We start from the raw sequence: 15,539 nt of genomic DNA, 5'->3' as shown, positions 1-15,539 counted from the left end.
CGGGCGCGCTGCCGGGGCGTCGGCGCGCGCCGCGCCGGGGCCTGTACGGTGGCGCAGTGGCGCCGTGGCGCGTTGCGCAGCGCGCCGCCCGGCTCAGGCTTCCTCTTCGACCACCTGCTGGTAGGCGTCTGCATCCAGCAGCCCGGCGGCCGGGTCGTCGCCGGCGAGCTTCAGCTGGAAGATCCAGCCTTCGCCGTAAGGGTCTGAGTTGATGGTTTCAGGGGCGCCGTCGAGCGCCTCGTTGACGCTCACGACCTCGCCCTCCAATGGCGCATAGATATCGGACGCCGCCTTCACCGATTCAACCACGGCGCAGGCGTCCTCGGCGGCGAGCGCTTTGCCCACCTCCGGCAGCTCCACGAAGACGAGGTCGCCCAGGGCGTCCTGGGCGTGGTCGGTGATGCCCACGGTGACGGTGCCGTCGCCGTTGTCGCGGACCCACTCGTGGCTCTCGGTGTACTTGAGGTCGGCTGGGATGTCGCTCATGGCGGACTCCTGTAGGCTCGGTTCCGGAAGGGGTGCAGTTGGGTGCCGCCGGACGCGCCGCGTCAGCGGCAGGCGGACTCAGAGGTCGATCTTGGGCTGTCCATTGCGCACGAAAGGGGGCTTGACGATGCGTGCCGGCACGGCCCTGCCGCGGATGTCCACGGCGACCTCGCCGGCCGCCGCGGCGGCCGCGTCGATGCGTGCCAGCGCGATGGAGCGCTCCAACGTCGGCGAGAAGCCGCCGGAGGTGATCTCGCCGACGTGCTTGCCGTCCAGGAGCACCTGCTGGTGTGCGCGCAGCACGCCGCGCCCGGTGAGCAGCAGACCGACACACCGCGGCAGGTCGGCGGCCTCGCGGCGCGCTGCCAGCGCCTTGCGCCCCATGAAATGACGCTCCGGCGGCTGCCAGGCGACGGTCCAGCCGAGGCCCGCAGACAGGGGGTCGGTGTCTTCGTCCATGTCCTGGCCGTAGAGGCTCATACCGGCTTCCAGGCGCAAGGTGTCCCGGGCGCCGAGGCCACAGGGCGCGACGCCGGCGTCCAGCAGGCCCTGCCACAGGGCGCCGACGGCCTCCGCCGGCAGGATGATCTCGAAGCCGTCTTCGCCCGTGTAGCCGGTGCGGCCCACGAGCCAGCCGTCGCCTTCCGCGGCATGGAAGGGCTTCAGTGTCATGGCCGCAGCGCGGATGGACGCCGGCAGCAGCGGCTCGGCCAGACTGCGTGCGCTCGGGCCCTGCACAGCGAGCATGGCGAGGTCGTCCCGTCGGGTGACGGTGGCGTCGAATCCGGCGGCGCGCTCCTGCATCCAGGCAAGATCCTTGTCTGCGGTGGCGGCGTTGACCACCGGCCGGTAGCGTTGCGGGCCGAGGTGGTAGCAGATCAGGTCATCGACGACGCCGGCGCGCTCGTTCAGCATGCAGCTGTAGAGGGCACGGCCGGTCCAGGCGTCTGTTTGGGCGAGCTTGCCCACGTCGTTGGCCAGCAGGAACTGGAGATAGGGCTTTGCGGCGGGCCCGGTCACGTCCACCGGCTGCATGTGCGAGACGTCGAAGACGCCGGCGTTGCGGCGCACGGCGTGGTGCTCGTCGAGCTGGGAGCCGTAGTGCAGCGGCATGTCCCAGCCGCCGAAGGGCACCATCTTGGCACCAAGGGCGACGTGGGCATCGAAAAGGGGTGTTCTGGAACCCATGCGGGCCTCCCGGGTCGGGCCGGTGTGCGGCCGGCGATTGGACAAGCGGCGGCGCGCCGGCATTGCTGCCGGCGCGCCGCCCCTCTGTCCTGAACCTGAGAGTTTGCAGCGATGCCAGGGTCTCGGGTCGATACCTGGTCTGGCGTCTGCTGCTGCCCCGTCGGTGGGCCGGCTGCGATGCTGTCTGCGCCGGCCGCTCTCCAGAGTCGGTGCGTGGTGCCGCGGTCCTTTTGCCTGAGCGATTCCGGGCGGTGTTGCGCCTTCGGCGCCGGCCTTGCGCTGGACTGTGTCGCCCGAGGCTGCCGGTCTCTCCCGCGGCTCCGAAACCGTTTGCGGACTATAAACGTGCTGCCGCGCTGTGCCAAGGCACAGCTTTACAAAGATTGACGCAACCGCAACGCGGCGCCGGTAAGATTCCCGCCGTCGGCTGTGGCCCGATGCGCATGTCCACAGCCGCGCCGCATCGGCGCGTCACCGGCAGCGCCGGGCCGCGGCAGCGAGCTTTTCATCGTAGCGGTTGGCGCGGTAGCCGGCACCATTGTAGCCCTTGGCGAAGCTCGCCCAGCGCCCGCGGCGCAAATGGCCCATCAGCTCGTTGTTATCGATGAAATTCAGCATGTGATTGAACTGGGCCTTTTCGCCGGTGAAGCTCTCGACCACGAACTGCTCCATGGTTGCACAGCCCGCCACCGTGTAATTGAAGCCCATGACCTGCCCGAGCCCCCAGCTGGCGGACTTCAATGCCTGCAGCGGATCGAACTCCATGGCGTCGTGCAGGCGCTCCCACTCGGCGCTGCCGCCCTTGTAGAGGCCTCGGTTCCAGCGCCGGGAGCTCAAGTCGGGGCGGGTCCTGCTCACCGGCAGCGGGGTGAGCTTGTAGAACCAATGTGCCTCGAACAGGATTTTCGGGCGTGCCGGCGGCGGCTCGCTGAGCAGAAAGCCGGAGCCTGCGGACTCCACCCGCAGCACCGCGCGCAGGTGACAGGGATTCACGTTCCAGGTGTCGGCGAGCTCGGTGATGTCGTCGTCGCTGATGGCGGCCTGTCCGGGAATTGGTCCGGTCCAGGAGACGGGGATGAAGCGCCCGTCTTCTGTCTGATTGGGATAAGTGTACACGAAAGGTGCCTCATGCTCCATCTCCACCCGCGGCGGATGGTTCGGCAGGGCTGCCTGCGCATCGTCTGCGGTTGCCGGCTCGTCGGCCCCGGCGGCGTCGGTTGCGGGTCTTGCTGCCTGCTTGTCTTCCGCGCGGGCGGCTTCGGCCCGGACGACGGCGATGAGCTCTTCGCGCGCTTCCTCCAGGATGCGGTCCACCTGCGCTTCGATGTCGATGGCCATGGGGTGTCCTCGTCTGGCTGGGGTGCGGGCGCCACGGCGGCCCGGCACAGGACGGATGCCGCCCCAGCCAGGGGGGCGGCTGGGATCAGGCAGCGGATCACCTAGAGTATAACCAAGCGCAACGATGGGCTTATGGGAGCGGCGCCGCAGCTGCGTGCAAAGGATTGGACGGGCGGGCTGGAAGCGGGAGCTGGAGCAGCGTCGGCGCGGCGGTCGGATGGCCGTTCAGGGCACGGGCGCGCATGCCGGGAAGGAACTGTGAGCTCGATCACAACCATTAATCAGCCCGTCTGCTTATCACATAGGGAAGGTACACGTCTAGTCAATTGTCGTTGAAAAGATGCCGCTCATCACCGAAACTATAGGCACTATAAAAACGCGTGTAAAGGCTTGGGGGGTGCTGATGACGCACAGACGCACGCTGATCCTCTTCCCAATCGTGCATACGCCCGAGGATCTGGGCGGGCTCGCCGACGCTGCGGCGCAGGCACGGCCCACGGCGATGGACAGGCAACGCTGGCATCAGGTCCTGGACGAGGTCTGGCGCGGCATCGAGCGGGCCGCCGCGGCCCTGCCGGTCGCTGCACAGGGCTGGCGCGTCTACCAGGATGGACTGCCCGTCTGCGAGCACGAGCAGGCCATCGTCGCCGATCTGGCCGCCGGCGGCAGCCGCAATCACCGGCTGGTACAGCGCCTGGTGGAGCGGGGCGCCCGGCTCATGGGCACGGAGTCCGCCGAGCTGCTGGTGGAGGAGTACCAGCTCCAGAAGCAGTTGCTGGAGCAGGACGGTGACGGGAACGGGGAGGAGACGCGCCGCCTCGCCGCAGAGATTCTGGTGCGGCGTGATCGCTTCATCGCAGAGCGCATCGATCAGACCCTCGCACCCGGCGAGACGGGCATCCTGTTCCTCGGTCTCGTGCACGACCTTGAGCGGCATCTGCCGCCGGACATCGAGGTGCAGCAACCCGCGGGCAGACCTGATCATGGCGGAGGTTGAGCGCCATGAACAGCGTGCCCCAAGCGCAGGCCCTGATCGTCGACGACGACCGGGACATCTGCAGTCTGCTCGGACGGTTGCTGGACCGCGAGGGCATTGCCGTCGAGACCGCGCATGACGGCAACGCGGCGCTGGAGCTGGTGAACCGGCTGCGCCCGGACGTGCTGATCCTGGACATCAAGATGCCCAACAGCGACGGCATGGACTTGCTGCGGCGCATCCGCCGTACTCACCCCGGCCTGCCGGTGGTGATGATGACGGCCTTCGCTGGCGTCTCCCAGGCCGTCGAGGCCATGAAGATCGGCGCCGTCGACTACCTGCCGAAGCCGTTCGACAACCGCAAGGTGGTGCCGCTGGTGCGCGAGGCCGTCGCCCGCCGCGGCGGCGGCGCGGCGGCGTCGGGCGGTGGCGCGGGCGAGACCGGGCTGCGCCGCTCACTCGCCGGCATGATGGGCTCGAGCGCGGCGGTCATGGCGCTTGCCGACGAGCTGGAGCCGGTGGTGGGCACGGACTTCTCCATCGTGATCCAGGGCGAGACCGGCACCGGCAAAGAGGTTATCGCCCGCACCATCCACCGCTTCAGCCGGCGCGCCGCCGGACCCTTCGTTGCGGTGGACTGCGGCGCCATTGCCGAGAACCTGCTGGAGAACGAGCTCTTTGGCCATGAGCGCGGCGCTTACACCGGGGCGGACCGGCGCGAGATGGGCAAGTTCGAGGCCGCCGCCGGCGGCACCCTGTTCCTGGATGAGATCGGCAACCTACCGCTCAAGGCCCAGGCGGCGCTGCTGCGCGCGTTGCAGGAGCGGGTCATCTGCCGTGTCGGCGGCACCACGCCCATCCCGGTGGACGTGCGGCTGGTGGCGGCGAGCAACGAGCACTTCGACCAGGCCGTGGCCAACGGCAGCTTCCGCGAAGACCTCTGGTACCGGCTGAACGAGTTCCACGTCCGCCTGCCGGCCCTGCGCGATCGCCGCGACGACATCCTGCATCTTGCCGAGATCTTCCGCGGGCAGCTCGCCGAGGAGCTGGACCGCCCGGTGCCGGCGTTCTCGCGGGCGGCGCGGCAGCGGCTGGTGGGCTTCGACTGGCCGGGCAACGTGCGCGAGCTGCGCAGCGTCGTCCGGCGCACCTGCCTGCTGGACAAACCCGAGATCGAGGCTGACGACCTGCGGCTGCGCAGCCGCCCCCGTCACGAGCCCTGTCCCGGGAATGAGGCACAGGAATTGCCTCTTGGCGAACTGTCGCTGAGCCAGATCGTCAGCGACAACATCGCGCGCGTTGAGCGCGCGATGCTTGTCAAGGCGTTGCGCCACACCCGTGGCAACAAGGCAGAGGCGGCTCGGCTGCTGAAGGTGGACTACAAGACCATCTACAACAAGCTGAAGAGGTTCGACATTACACGAGAGGAGATCGGCTGTGACCGAGAAAAAGACTGACAGCGGCGGCATCGAAGGCATCCTGCGCGGACTCGGCGATCTGGTGGAGAAGCTCGGCGACCTCGCCGAGACGGGCGAGCAGCTCAAGCGCGAAGGCGTCATCGAGTCCAAGACCAGCGGTGGGCGCGAGGTCAAGGGCGTCTACGGCTTCACCGTCAAGGTGGGGCTCGGCGAGGATGGCGAGTCCACGCCGAAGGTGGAGCCCTTCGGCAACATCCGCCGCGACGAGGAGACGGGCGCATCCACGGTGCAGGAGGTCACCGAGCCCATGGTGGACGTGTTCGAAGAGGACGCCCATGTGCAGGTGGTGGCGGAGCTGCCCGGCATCGCTGACGAGGACGTGCAGCTCCAGCTGCACGGGGACGTGCTCGACATCCAGGCCGCGCGGGGCGACAAGAAGTACCGCAAGGAGGTTCTGCTGCCGCGCAGCTTCGCTGCCGAGGGCATGACGTACAGCTGCCGTAACGGCATCCTAGAAGTGAAGCTGGTCTGAGGCGGGAGGTCGGCAATGTCTGAGACGGAAACTGTCAAGCTCAAGGTCGCCGAGGGTATGGCGAAGGACGCGGGCCGCGGCTATGCGCGCCTGGACCCGGCGGACATCCAGCGGCTTGGTCTGGCGCTCGGTGACGTGGTGCTGGTGCGTGGCAAGCGCGCCAGTGTGGCCAAGGTGATGCCGGCCTACCAGGACATGCGCGGCAAGGACTGCGTCCAACTGGACGGTATCACGCGCAAAAATGCCGGCATCGGCGTGGATGAGAAGGCCGAGGTTGCGCCCTGCGCCTACCAGCCCGCAGCGCGCATCACCCTCACGCCCACCACGGTGACCCCGGGCAAGCGCGACATGGCCTACATCGGCAGCCTGCTGGACGGCGTGCCGGTGGTGAAGGGCGATCTGGTGCGGGCGTCCCTGTTCGGCAGCCGCAGCGCGGATTTTCGGGTGGAAGAGACGAGCCCCGGCGGCGCCGTGGTCATCAACCCCACTACTGCCCTGGTCATCGGCAAGGCCCAGGCCGCCGGTGGCGGCGCCGGGTCGGCCCAGCGCGGCGGCGGCACCATGACGTATGAGGATGTCGGCGGGCTGCGCCACCAGGTGCAGCGCATCCGCGAGATGATCGAGCTGCCGCTGCGCCATCCCCAGGTGTTCGAGCGCTTAGGGATAGACGCCCCCAAGGGCGTGCTGCTGCACGGGCCGCCCGGCTGCGGTAAGACCCTGATTGCGCGGATCATCGCCCAGGAGGCCAACGCCGCCTTCTACACCGTCTCGGGCCCCGAGATCATCCACAAGTTCTACGGCGAGAGCGAGGCGCACCTGCGCAAGATCTTCGACGAGGCGTCGCGCAAGGGGCCGAGCATCATCTTCCTGGACGAGATCGACGCCATTGCGCCGCGCCGGGACAAGGTGGTGGGCGATGTCGAGAAGCGCGTGGTGGCGCAGCTGCTGGCGCTGATGGACGGCCTCAACCGGCGGCAGAACCTCATCGTCATCGCCGCCACCAACCTGCCCAACGCCATCGACCCGGCCCTGCGCCGGCCCGGGCGCTTCGACCGCGAGATCGCCATTCCCATCCCGGACCGCGACGGGCGCCGCGAGATCCTGGACATCCACTCGCGCGGCATGCCGCTCAACGAGGATGTCTCGCTGGACCACCTCGCCGAGATCACCCACGGCTATGTCGGCGCCGACCTGGAGGCCCTGTGCCGCGAGGCGGCCATGGGCACGCTGCGCCGGCTGCTGCCGAACATCGGCGCATCGCTGGAAGACCTGCCCTTCGACGAGCTTGCCGCCGTCACCATCGGCATGGAGGACTTCCTGACCGCCTACCGGGAGGTGGAGCCCTCGGCCATCCGCGAGGTCTTCGTGGAGGTGCCGGATGTGGGCTGGGACGATGTGGGCGGCCTGTCCGGTGTACGCCAGCGCCTGGTGGAGGCCGTGGAATGGCCGCTCAAGTATCCGCAGCTGTTCGAGCAGGCCGGTGTGGCGCCGCCCAAGGGGCTGCTGCTGGCGGGGCCTCCCGGCATCGGTAAGACTCTGATCGCCAAGGCCGTGGCCAACGAGAGCGGCGTCAATGTCATTGCGGTCAAGGGGCCGGAGCTGATGTCGCGCTTCGTCGGTGAATCGGAAGCCGGTGTGCGCGAGGTCTTCCACAAGGCCCGCCAAGCGGCACCCTGCATCATCTTCCTGGACGAGGTGGATGCCGTGGTGCCCGCACGCAGCGCCGGTGCCAGCGACTCGCATGTCTCCGAGCGGGTGCTGAGCCAGTTCCTGGCGGAGATGGACGGCCTGGAGGAGCTGAAGGGCGTGTTCGTGCTCGGCGCCACCAACCGCGCCGACCTCATCGACGCCGCCATGCTCCGCCCCGGGCGTTTCGACGAGGTCATCGAGCTGCCGCTGCCGAGCGAGCAGGACCGCGGCGAGATCCTCGCCGTGCACCTGCGCGGCAAGCCCGGCGCCGAGGTGGTGGACGCGGCGGACCTCGCGGCCCGCACCGAGGGGGCGAGCGGCGCCGAGCTCGCGGCCATCTGCAACCGTGCGGCGCTCTTCGCCATCCGCCGCGTGGTCGCCGGTGCCGACGGTCGCCCGCAGTCCCTCGATGCCGAGGCCCTGCCGGCGGTGGCGCTCACGCGTGCCGACTTCGAGCAGGCCCTCACCGAGGTGCTCGGGCCGGGGCTGGTATGAGTGCGGCCGGCTCGGCGGCGCAAGCCGACGGCGCCGCCCGCGACGATGCGATGGCGCTGTACCTGTACTGCTTCGCGCCGGCGGACGCCGCCGGCCTGCCGCCCGAAGCGCCCGCCGTGGACGGCGGCGGCCTGTCGGTGCATCGCCACGCCGGGCTCACGGCGTTGGTGAGCCCGGTACGACGCGCCGACTACGAGGGCGAGCAGGGTGTCGCCAACCTGGCGGACATCGGCTGGGTCGGCCCGCGCGCCCTGCGCCACCAGACGGTCCTGGACGCCGCACTCGCCGCGACCACCGTGTTCCCGCTCCCCTTCGCGACCCTGTTTTCGTCGGTTGCGGTGCTGGAGGCCGAGATGGCGAGCCGCCGCACTGACATCCTTGCGGCCCTCGACCGGCTCGCCGGCTGCGCGGAATGGGCGGTGCAGGGGCAGCTGGATCGCGCCCGCGCGCTGGATGCGCGGGTGGCCGAGGCCATCGCTGCCGGCCGCTTCGTCCCGCCCGCCGCTGCCGGGCGCCGCCACCTGGAGGAGCAGCGGCTGCGCCGGGCGCTCACACCGGACCTTGAGGCCTGGGCGGCACGGCGTGCAGCGGCGCTTGCCGACGCGCTGCGACCACAGTGTCGCGGTTTGGTGGAGCGCCGCATTCCAAGCGGTCAGGCGCTGGCCTTCAACTGGGCGCTGCTGGTGCCGGACGCGGCGCGTGCCGCGGTCGAAGAAGTCCTGACGGCGGCGGCCCCGGAGCTCGCCGAATGCGGCCTGACCCTGGAATTCAAAGGACCGTGGCCGGGCTACAGCTTCACCGGTGGGACGCCTTGACCCTCATGCTCTACTGCGTCTGCGCGGCCTCGGACCTGCGGCGGGCGGCGTCACCGCCGCCCACGGCGCCGGCCGGACTGCGCTGGGTGGAGGCGGGCAGCCTGGCGGCGCTGGTGGCGCCGGCGCCCGCCCATGAGGATGTGGCCGCCATGCTCGCCTTCGGCGAGGTCGTCGCCCATTACCACGCCCGGCTCGATGTGGTGCCCATGCGCTGGGGCAGCCGCTTGGCGGACACGGCGGCGGTCACCGCGCACCTGCGCGCCGAAGCCGAGCGCTACCGGTGCGTCCTCGCGGCGCTTGCGGATTGCGTGGAAATGGGCGTGCGCCTGCCCCTGCCGGAGCCGCCGGCGGGTACCGCCGCCGGCGCCGCAGGCCCGGGGGCAACGGCGAGCGGCCGTGATTATCTGCTGCGTCGGCGCGCCCAGCTTCAGGCCGCGACCGCCGCCGAGACCGCGCTGGAGCGCCTCGACGCCGACCTCGCCGGACTCTACCGCGACACGCGCCGGGAGCAGGGCTGGTTCGCCGGCGGACGGAGGCTCTCGGCACATTACCTGGTGCCGCGCCCGCGGCTCGCGGCCTTCCGCCAACGGCTCGCGGCGGCAGTGGCGGCGGGCAGGCTCACCACGGCGGCCGGTGCGCCGCTCACCAGCGGTCCATGGCCGCCGCACAGCTTCGCCGGCGGCACGGACGGCACCGACGCAGACACCGCCACCCCGGATACGCGCCCTCAGGATACGGCCTCCGCGGCTGCGCGCTCTCCCGATACGAGCCCCCCAGATACGCCCCCCCAAATACGCCCCCCCTCAGATGCGAGCGCCCCTGATACGAGCCCCCCAGATACGAGCGCCCCGGAAACGAGCCCTTCAGAGACATGCGTCCCCGATACGAGCCCCACAGATACAGATACGACTCAATGACTACCCTTTGCGGCAGCAAGCGCGGCACCGCCGCCTTCCGCCAGTTGCTGGACGCCATTCCCTCGTCCGTGCTGTTGGTGGACGAGGCCCTGCATATCACCTGTGTCAACCGGAACTTTCTGGCCAAGAGCCAGTTGAGCGAGACCCAGACCATCGGGCGGCGCCTGGCCGATGTCTTCCCGACGGTGATCCTGGAGCGGACGGACATGGCCGCGCGCATCCGCAATGTGTTTCGCGACGGCCAGCCGGTGCGCGGGCAGCGCATCACCTATCGGGCACCGGGCATTCCGCTGCGCATCTACTACTACTCGGTGGTGCCGCTGGGCGGGCCGAAGGGTACCGAGACGGTGATGTTGTTCCTGGAGGATGTCACCGAGCAGGTGCGCCTGTCGGAGGAAGTACGCCGGGTGGAGCGCCATCTGGCCTCGGTGGTGGAGAGCGCCAGCGACATGGTGCTGTCCGTGGACACCGAAGGGCGCATCCTGACCTGGAACAGCGCCGCGGAGGCCCTCTCGGGCCTGACGGCGGTGGATGTGCGCGGCCGCTACCTGTGGGAGATCTGCGAGGCCCCGGCACAGTGGGACTCCCGCCGGGTGCTGCTGCAGACGCTGACGGCCGGCAATGGCCCGCGCACCTGCGAATGCCGGCTGGTGCCGTCGGGGTGCGAGCCCATCCTCGTGTCCTGGCTGTTCTCGCCCATGAAGGACGACCACGGCGCCATCATCGGCGCCGTCGCCGTCGGCCGCGACCTCACCGAGCGGCGCAAGCTGGAGCACCAGCTGCGCCAGTCCCACAAGCTCGCGGCGCTCGGCGTCATGGCCGGCGGCATCGCCCATGAGGTCCGCAATCCGCTCGCGGTGTGCTCATCGGCGGCGCAGTTTCTGATGGAAGACGACCTGCCGGCGGACTTCCGCCGGGAGTGCGCCGAGAAGATCCAGAACGGTATGCGCAAGGCGTCCGACATCATCGAGAATCTGCTGCGCTTCGCGCGCCCGTCCGCGCAGGAGGACATGACCGAGCTGGACCTGGTGGCGGTGCTGCGCGAAACCCTCACCCTCATCGAGAATCAGGCGCGGGTGCAGAAGATCCGCGTGCGGCAGCACCTGCCGGAGCAGCCCGTGCTGGTGCGCGGGGTGTCCTCGCTGCTGCAGCAGGTGTTCATGAACCTGGCGCTCAACGCCATCAAGGCCATGCCGGACGGCGGGGATCTCACCGTGGACCTCTTCGTGGCGGACGGCGAGGTTTGGGTGGCGGTGGCGGACACGGGCGTCGGCATCAGCGAGGGGGAGCTGGAGCGCATCTTCGACCCCTTCCACACGGGCTCCAGCCCCGGCTGGGGGACGGGGCTCGGCCTGTCCATTTCCTACTCCATCGTGCAGCGCCACCTCGGCAGCATCAGTGTGGAGAGCCGTGTGGACGAGGGCAGCCGCTTCAGCGTACGGCTGCCGTTGCTGTAGCAGCAGCCGGGCGCCGGTGACGCGCCCGCAGGTGAGGTCGAGGTCGGTCATGGCGAGGACAACGCCGGAGATTCTGGTGGTGGACGACGAGCCCGAGGTGTGCTGGGCGCTGTCCTGGCTGTTCCACACCAAGGGCTACCCCGCCTGCGCGGTGCAGAGCGGGGCCGAGGCGCTGGCAGCGCTGGGGCGCAAGGCCTTCACGCACATCCTGCTGGACGCCAAGCTTCAGGACTGGGACGGGCTCGCCCTCGCCGCGGAGGCGCGTACCCGCAACCCCGGTGCGGTGGTGCTGCTCATCTCTGCCTATTTCTACCGCGATGACCCGGACATCGCCCGGGCGCTGGCGGCAGGACACATCGACGGCTTCATCTCCAAGCCTTTCACCCATGCCGAGATTCTGCGCTGCATCTCACCGCAGGTGACGGAGTAGGGATGCATTTCCATACTTATGGAAATCTTTCCATGGACGCCGAGACCTATCTTTGGGGTACCCTGCTGGGGAAAACACCTATGTCCACGACAATTCTTCCCCCGATGGACGGAATAAAGGGCCTTCCTTGGCCGCGGTCGGCGTCAGCGAGCTTGGCATCCCCTTTGCTTCTATACGGGTGACGGTGCTGGCAGCACCGTCCTAACTTGAAACGCAAACACACAGCGTAAGGAGCTTAAACATGGCAAAAGTCGCAAACTCGACCGATTCCTCAAGCCTGGCCGAAGTCGTTGACCGCGTGCTCGACAAGGGCATCGTGATCGATGCGTGGGCGAAGGTCTCCCTGGTCGGCATCGAGCTGCTCTCGGTTGAGGCCCGCGTGGTGGTGGCCTCCGTCGAGACGTACCTCAAGTATGCCGAGGCCATCGGTCTGACCTCCAGCGCCGCGGCTCCTGCCTGAGGCAGTTCCGGAGCTTGAGGCTCCCAGGCGGCCCCTGCGCCGCCGCTGACTCCGGCGGCGCAGGGGCTTCTTCACAGCGCAGGAGGGCAGACGATGGGGAAAATTCTAGACGATATGACGCGTCTGCGCGGGGACATGGACCGTGGCCACGAGGCCCGGCGTGCCGCAGGTCAGGCACGAGCCGACGAGATGGCCGAGCTCGGCCGCGGCGTTGCCGACATGATCGGCGGCTTCGCGTCAGCCCGGCAGGTCCAGTTCGGCCAGGACCAGGCCGCACGCGGTGCCTTCATCGGCAACATCGTGCAGGGCGTGCAGGACCTCACCAGGGAGGTGGGGGCAATGATGGAGCGTGTCCACGACGACCGCATGGAGACGGCCCGGGCCGACGCCGCGGCGCGTCAGCACGAGGTGGCGGACCGCGTCCAGGACATCCGCGCCAAGCTGGGGGACTTCCAAGAGCAGATGGCGGCCTTCCGCGACGAGTTTGCGGCGGCCTCCGAGCAGGAGGCGCGGGTGCGCTTGGGCTTCGTCGCCGACAAGGCGCACGAGGTGGCGAACATGCTCGGCGAGTTCCGCAAGACCCACGCGGAGCAGACCGAAGCGGACGCCGATGCCCGGCGCGACTTCATCGCCGACATCAGCTCCCAGGTGCGCACGCTGCAAAGCGATGTGTCCGCGGACCTTGCGGGCATTCGGGCGCTGTTCGACGGCGGTATGCGGGTGGCGCCCAAGCCGGCCGCGAAGCCGAAGCCGAGCCAGCCCGCCCCGAAGACGCAGCCCGCCGCGGCCAGGCCTGCCGAGCAGCAGCCGCCCCCCGTCGCCAAGGCGGCCGATGCCGACAGCGGTGGCAACGCCGCCGTCGGTATGACGCCTGCCATGGACAAGGACATGGACGGCGACAAAGGCGGCAAGCGCGCAGCCAAGAAGCAAGGCAACAAAGCGGAGACCTGACGGCTGGCAAGCAGCGCGTTCGCTTCGGGGGTTTCCGGAGCACGGGCATTTCATCGGCGCGGGCAGGACGCCGCGGACTGATGTGACGGACAGCATCGGCGTCGCGCGCCATCTCCCCCGGCGCCAGACGCGCCGCACAGCGCCCCACGGGCCGCGATCGGAGGGTCACGGCCCGGCTTTTTGACCGGAGCATGGGCTCAGCCCACGCCACCGGTTCTGACCACAGCCCGTGCCTCGGGGGCGCTGCGATGCACCGACGCCAGCCATAACAGATGCCGCGCTGCGAGCACAGACAACAACCCGAGTACATGCCCGGCCCATGCCCAGCCCGCGCCTCAGCGCGCAGGGGGCACGCACACGCGAGGACCCATCCATGACCGCCACCGACAGCAACGCCGCCGCCGCCGGCGACAGCGTCGTCCCCGAGGCGAGCGATTCCTTCGTCACCACAAGCTACATCGCCACCGTCGCCGAGCGCGCGCTGTCTTATCTGCGCGCCGGCTATCCCGTGCACCTTGCCGGGCCGTCCGGCACCGGCAAGACCACGCTCGCGTTTCACCTGGCGGCGCTCTGGGGCCAGCCTGTGACACTGATCCACGGCAACGACGAGTTCGAGGTGTCTGACCTCATCGGCACCAACGACGCCGGTTACCGCCGCAGCAAAGTGGTGGATAACTACATCCACTCGGTGCTGCGCACCGAAGAGGAGATGCGCCAGGTCTGGGTGGACGACCGCCTCACCACCGCCTGCCGCAACGGCGACACCCTGATCTACGACGAATTCAACCGCTCCCGGCCCGAGGCCAACAATGTGCTGCTGTCGGTGCTCTCCGAAGGCATCCTGAACCTTCCGGGTCTGCGTACGGCGGGCGAGGGCTATCTGGACGTGGCCGAGAGCTTCCGCGCCATCTTCACCTCCAACCCGGAGGAGTACGCGGGCACCCACAAGACCCAGGACGCGCTGCTCGACCGCATGATCACCATCCGGCTGAACCCGCCGGACCGCAACACGGAGCTTGCCATCACCAAGGCCAAGTCGGGTCTGGACGAGCGCGAGGCCGGTTACATCGTGGACATCGTGCGGGAACTGCGCGGCAACAACGAGAACAAGTCCCAGCCCACGCTCAGGGCCGGCATCGCCATCGCCAAGGTGCTCGCCAACGGCACCGGCAAGGCCCGCGCCGGGGACATGCTCTTCCATCACATCTGCTACGACGTGCTGAGCATGGAGACCGCCAAGGTGCGCCATGACGGCCGCTCCGTCTACCAAGAGCTCATCGACGGCATCATCCGTCAGGTGTGTCCGCCCAGCAGCGCCGAGCGGCCGCGACCGCGCAGCGCAGGCACGCCCAAGGCGATGCCGGCGTCTGCCCTGACCGCCGGCGGTGAGGGCAAGCCGACCACGCCGAAGCTGGCCGGAATCGAGAACCTCGGGACGCAAGAGGCCGCGGAGAACCCACGATGAGCACCAAGAGCAATCGCCCGGCGCGCAGCCTGACGGACATCCGCACCCTCGCGGGCAAGAGCAGCGATGCAGCGCAGCGGGGCTACACCAACTACTTCGAGATGGGCGCCCTGGAGCTGGAGCGGCTGCGCCGCAGCCAGGAGCGCGAAGCCGCGATGCGCCGCATCGCGGAGATCGACCGCCGTATCGGCGAGATCGACGCCGAAATGGCACGGCTGCGTGGCGAGGTGGAAGTCACCCAGTCCGAGCGCGCCCGCAAGGAGGACGGCGCCGCTGTGCCCGCCACGGCGCAACAAACCCGTCGCCGCACCGCGCCGCAGGGCTCCGTGGGGGGGGCCACGGACACCCTGCGTGGCGGTGTGGCACGGGCCAAACCCAGCGAGCCCAGTCCACGCAGCGGACTGCGCATCCGCTACTGAGGGGAGGCCCAGCATGATTCTGACACAACAACACCTGCGCACCCGCCTGCACGTCAAAGGCGCCGATGCGCTGCTCACGGTCACCGGGCGGGATCGCCGCCGGCATGCGGCCGGCGCCCGCATGCTCGCCGAGCAGCGGCGGCAGCGGCGTCTGCATGCCGCCGCGGCACCGGCCGTGCGCCGCCGCCTGCAGCTGCGCACACGCCGGCTGCGGCATGCGTTGCGCGTGCTGGCGGACTGACACCCGCTGCCGTCGGCGCCGGCAGCAGGCCGGCCCAGATGCCGGCCCAGATGTCCGCCCAGAGAAGGGCTTAGAAGTGGGCCCAGCGATGGGCCCGGGGATACGCCCAGAGATGCGCCCAGAGATGCGCCCAGAGATACGCCCAGAGACGGGCTCAGAGATGGTCTCAGACACCGGCCCAGCAATGGGGTCCGGAGATGGGCACAGAGACCGGCCCAGAGACCTGTACAGACATAAGCCAAACCATGCCCGTGGCGCAGCG

The 15,539-nt window shown here is 69.3% G+C and carries 16 protein-coding genes and 1 riboswitch; of the genes, 13 read left to right on the top strand and 3 right to left on the bottom strand.

Going from position 1 to position 15,539, the window contains the following annotated elements:
- Window positions 1–93 precede the first annotated feature (93 nt).
- The 3 genes from gcvH to QZ607_RS18880 all read right to left on the bottom strand — a co-directional run bounded on the left by gcvH (window position 94) and on the right by QZ607_RS18880 (window position 3,012).
- The gene (gene gcvH, locus QZ607_RS18890) at window positions 94–486 is read right to left on the bottom strand and encodes a glycine cleavage system protein GcvH (RefSeq protein ID WP_295885860.1); all 393 of its coding nucleotides are present in this window, start codon (window positions 484–486) and stop codon (window positions 94–96) included.
- Window positions 487–564: 78 nt separating this feature from the next.
- Window positions 565–1,674, bottom strand: coding sequence for a glycine cleavage system aminomethyltransferase GcvT (gene gcvT, locus QZ607_RS18885; RefSeq protein WP_295885858.1), 1,110 nt, complete (start codon window positions 1,672–1,674; stop codon window positions 565–567).
- 212 nt (window positions 1,675–1,886) lie between these two features.
- A riboswitch (glycine riboswitch) is annotated at window positions 1,887–1,999 on the bottom strand.
- Window positions 2,000–2,145: 146 nt separating this feature from the next.
- Window positions 2,146–3,012 (bottom strand): N-acetylmuramidase family protein, encoded by an 867-nt coding sequence (locus tag QZ607_RS18880; RefSeq protein WP_295885857.1) that lies wholly within the window; start codon window positions 3,010–3,012, stop codon window positions 2,146–2,148.
- Between the two features lie 403 nt (window positions 3,013–3,415).
- Here QZ607_RS18880 and QZ607_RS18875 point away from each other — a divergent pair, with 403 nt between their 5' ends.
- The 13 genes from QZ607_RS18875 (at window position 3,416) to QZ607_RS18815 (ending at window position 15,277) form a co-directional block, all read left to right on the top strand.
- Window positions 3,416–4,009 (top strand): hypothetical protein, encoded by a 594-nt coding sequence (locus tag QZ607_RS18875; protein ID WP_295885856.1) that lies wholly within the window; start codon window positions 3,416–3,418, stop codon window positions 4,007–4,009.
- 5 nt (window positions 4,010–4,014) lie between these two features.
- Window positions 4,015–5,445: a sigma-54 dependent transcriptional regulator gene (locus QZ607_RS18870; RefSeq protein WP_295885855.1), complete on the top strand. Its 1,431-nt coding sequence runs from the start codon at window positions 4,015–4,017 to the stop codon at window positions 5,443–5,445.
- Window positions 5,426–5,938, top strand: a complete 513-nt coding sequence (locus QZ607_RS18865; protein ID WP_295885854.1) for an Hsp20/alpha crystallin family protein — start codon at window positions 5,426–5,428, stop codon at window positions 5,936–5,938. Before QZ607_RS18870 ends, QZ607_RS18865 begins: the two co-directional genes overlap by 20 nt.
- A 15-nt stretch (window positions 5,939–5,953) precedes the next feature.
- Window positions 5,954–8,122 (top strand): CDC48 family AAA ATPase, encoded by a 2,169-nt coding sequence (locus tag QZ607_RS18860; protein ID WP_295885853.1) that lies wholly within the window; start codon window positions 5,954–5,956, stop codon window positions 8,120–8,122.
- Window positions 8,119–8,937: a GvpL/GvpF family gas vesicle protein gene (locus QZ607_RS18855; RefSeq protein ID WP_295885852.1), complete on the top strand. Its 819-nt coding sequence runs from the start codon at window positions 8,119–8,121 to the stop codon at window positions 8,935–8,937. Before QZ607_RS18860 ends, QZ607_RS18855 begins: the two co-directional genes overlap by 4 nt.
- Before the next feature lie 5 nt (window positions 8,938–8,942).
- On the top strand, window positions 8,943–9,854 hold the full coding sequence (locus QZ607_RS18850) for a GvpL/GvpF family gas vesicle protein (protein ID WP_295885915.1): 912 nt from the start codon (window positions 8,943–8,945) through the stop codon (window positions 9,852–9,854).
- Window positions 9,851–11,311, top strand: a complete 1,461-nt coding sequence (locus tag QZ607_RS18845) for a PAS domain-containing sensor histidine kinase (protein WP_295885851.1) — start codon at window positions 9,851–9,853, stop codon at window positions 11,309–11,311. Before QZ607_RS18850 ends, QZ607_RS18845 begins: the two co-directional genes overlap by 4 nt.
- A 49-nt stretch (window positions 11,312–11,360) precedes the next feature.
- Window positions 11,361–11,741 carry a response regulator gene (locus QZ607_RS18840; RefSeq protein ID WP_295885849.1) on the top strand — a complete coding sequence of 127 codons (381 nt, stop codon included), beginning with the start codon at window positions 11,361–11,363 and terminating at the stop codon, window positions 11,739–11,741.
- Window positions 11,742–11,982: 241 nt separating this feature from the next.
- A complete protein-coding gene (gvpA, locus tag QZ607_RS18835; RefSeq protein ID WP_295540625.1) occupies window positions 11,983–12,201 on the top strand; it encodes a gas vesicle structural protein GvpA in 219 nt (72 codons plus the stop codon).
- A 93-nt stretch (window positions 12,202–12,294) separates the two neighbouring features.
- The gene (locus QZ607_RS18830) at window positions 12,295–13,152 is read left to right on the top strand and encodes a hypothetical protein (protein WP_295885846.1); all 858 of its coding nucleotides are present in this window, start codon (window positions 12,295–12,297) and stop codon (window positions 13,150–13,152) included.
- Between the two features lie 373 nt (window positions 13,153–13,525).
- Window positions 13,526–14,617, top strand: coding sequence for a gas vesicle protein GvpN (gene gvpN / locus QZ607_RS18825; protein ID WP_295885843.1), 1,092 nt, complete (start codon window positions 13,526–13,528; stop codon window positions 14,615–14,617).
- Window positions 14,614–15,036 (top strand): hypothetical protein, encoded by a 423-nt coding sequence (locus tag QZ607_RS18820; protein WP_295885841.1) that lies wholly within the window; start codon window positions 14,614–14,616, stop codon window positions 15,034–15,036. The genes gvpN and QZ607_RS18820 overlap by 4 nt, the downstream gene beginning before the upstream one ends.
- 13 nt (window positions 15,037–15,049) lie before the next feature.
- Window positions 15,050–15,277 carry a hypothetical protein gene (locus QZ607_RS18815; RefSeq protein WP_295885839.1) on the top strand — a complete coding sequence of 76 codons (228 nt, stop codon included), beginning with the start codon at window positions 15,050–15,052 and terminating at the stop codon, window positions 15,275–15,277.
- Window positions 15,278–15,539: the final 262 nt, after the last annotated feature.

The organism is uncultured Thiohalocapsa sp., from assembly GCF_913063425.1.
GTDB lineage: Bacteria > Pseudomonadota > Gammaproteobacteria > Chromatiales > Chromatiaceae > Thiohalocapsa.
The sequence above is the reverse complement of the archived record's forward strand: the minus strand, read 5'-3'. Positions and strand labels throughout refer to the sequence as shown.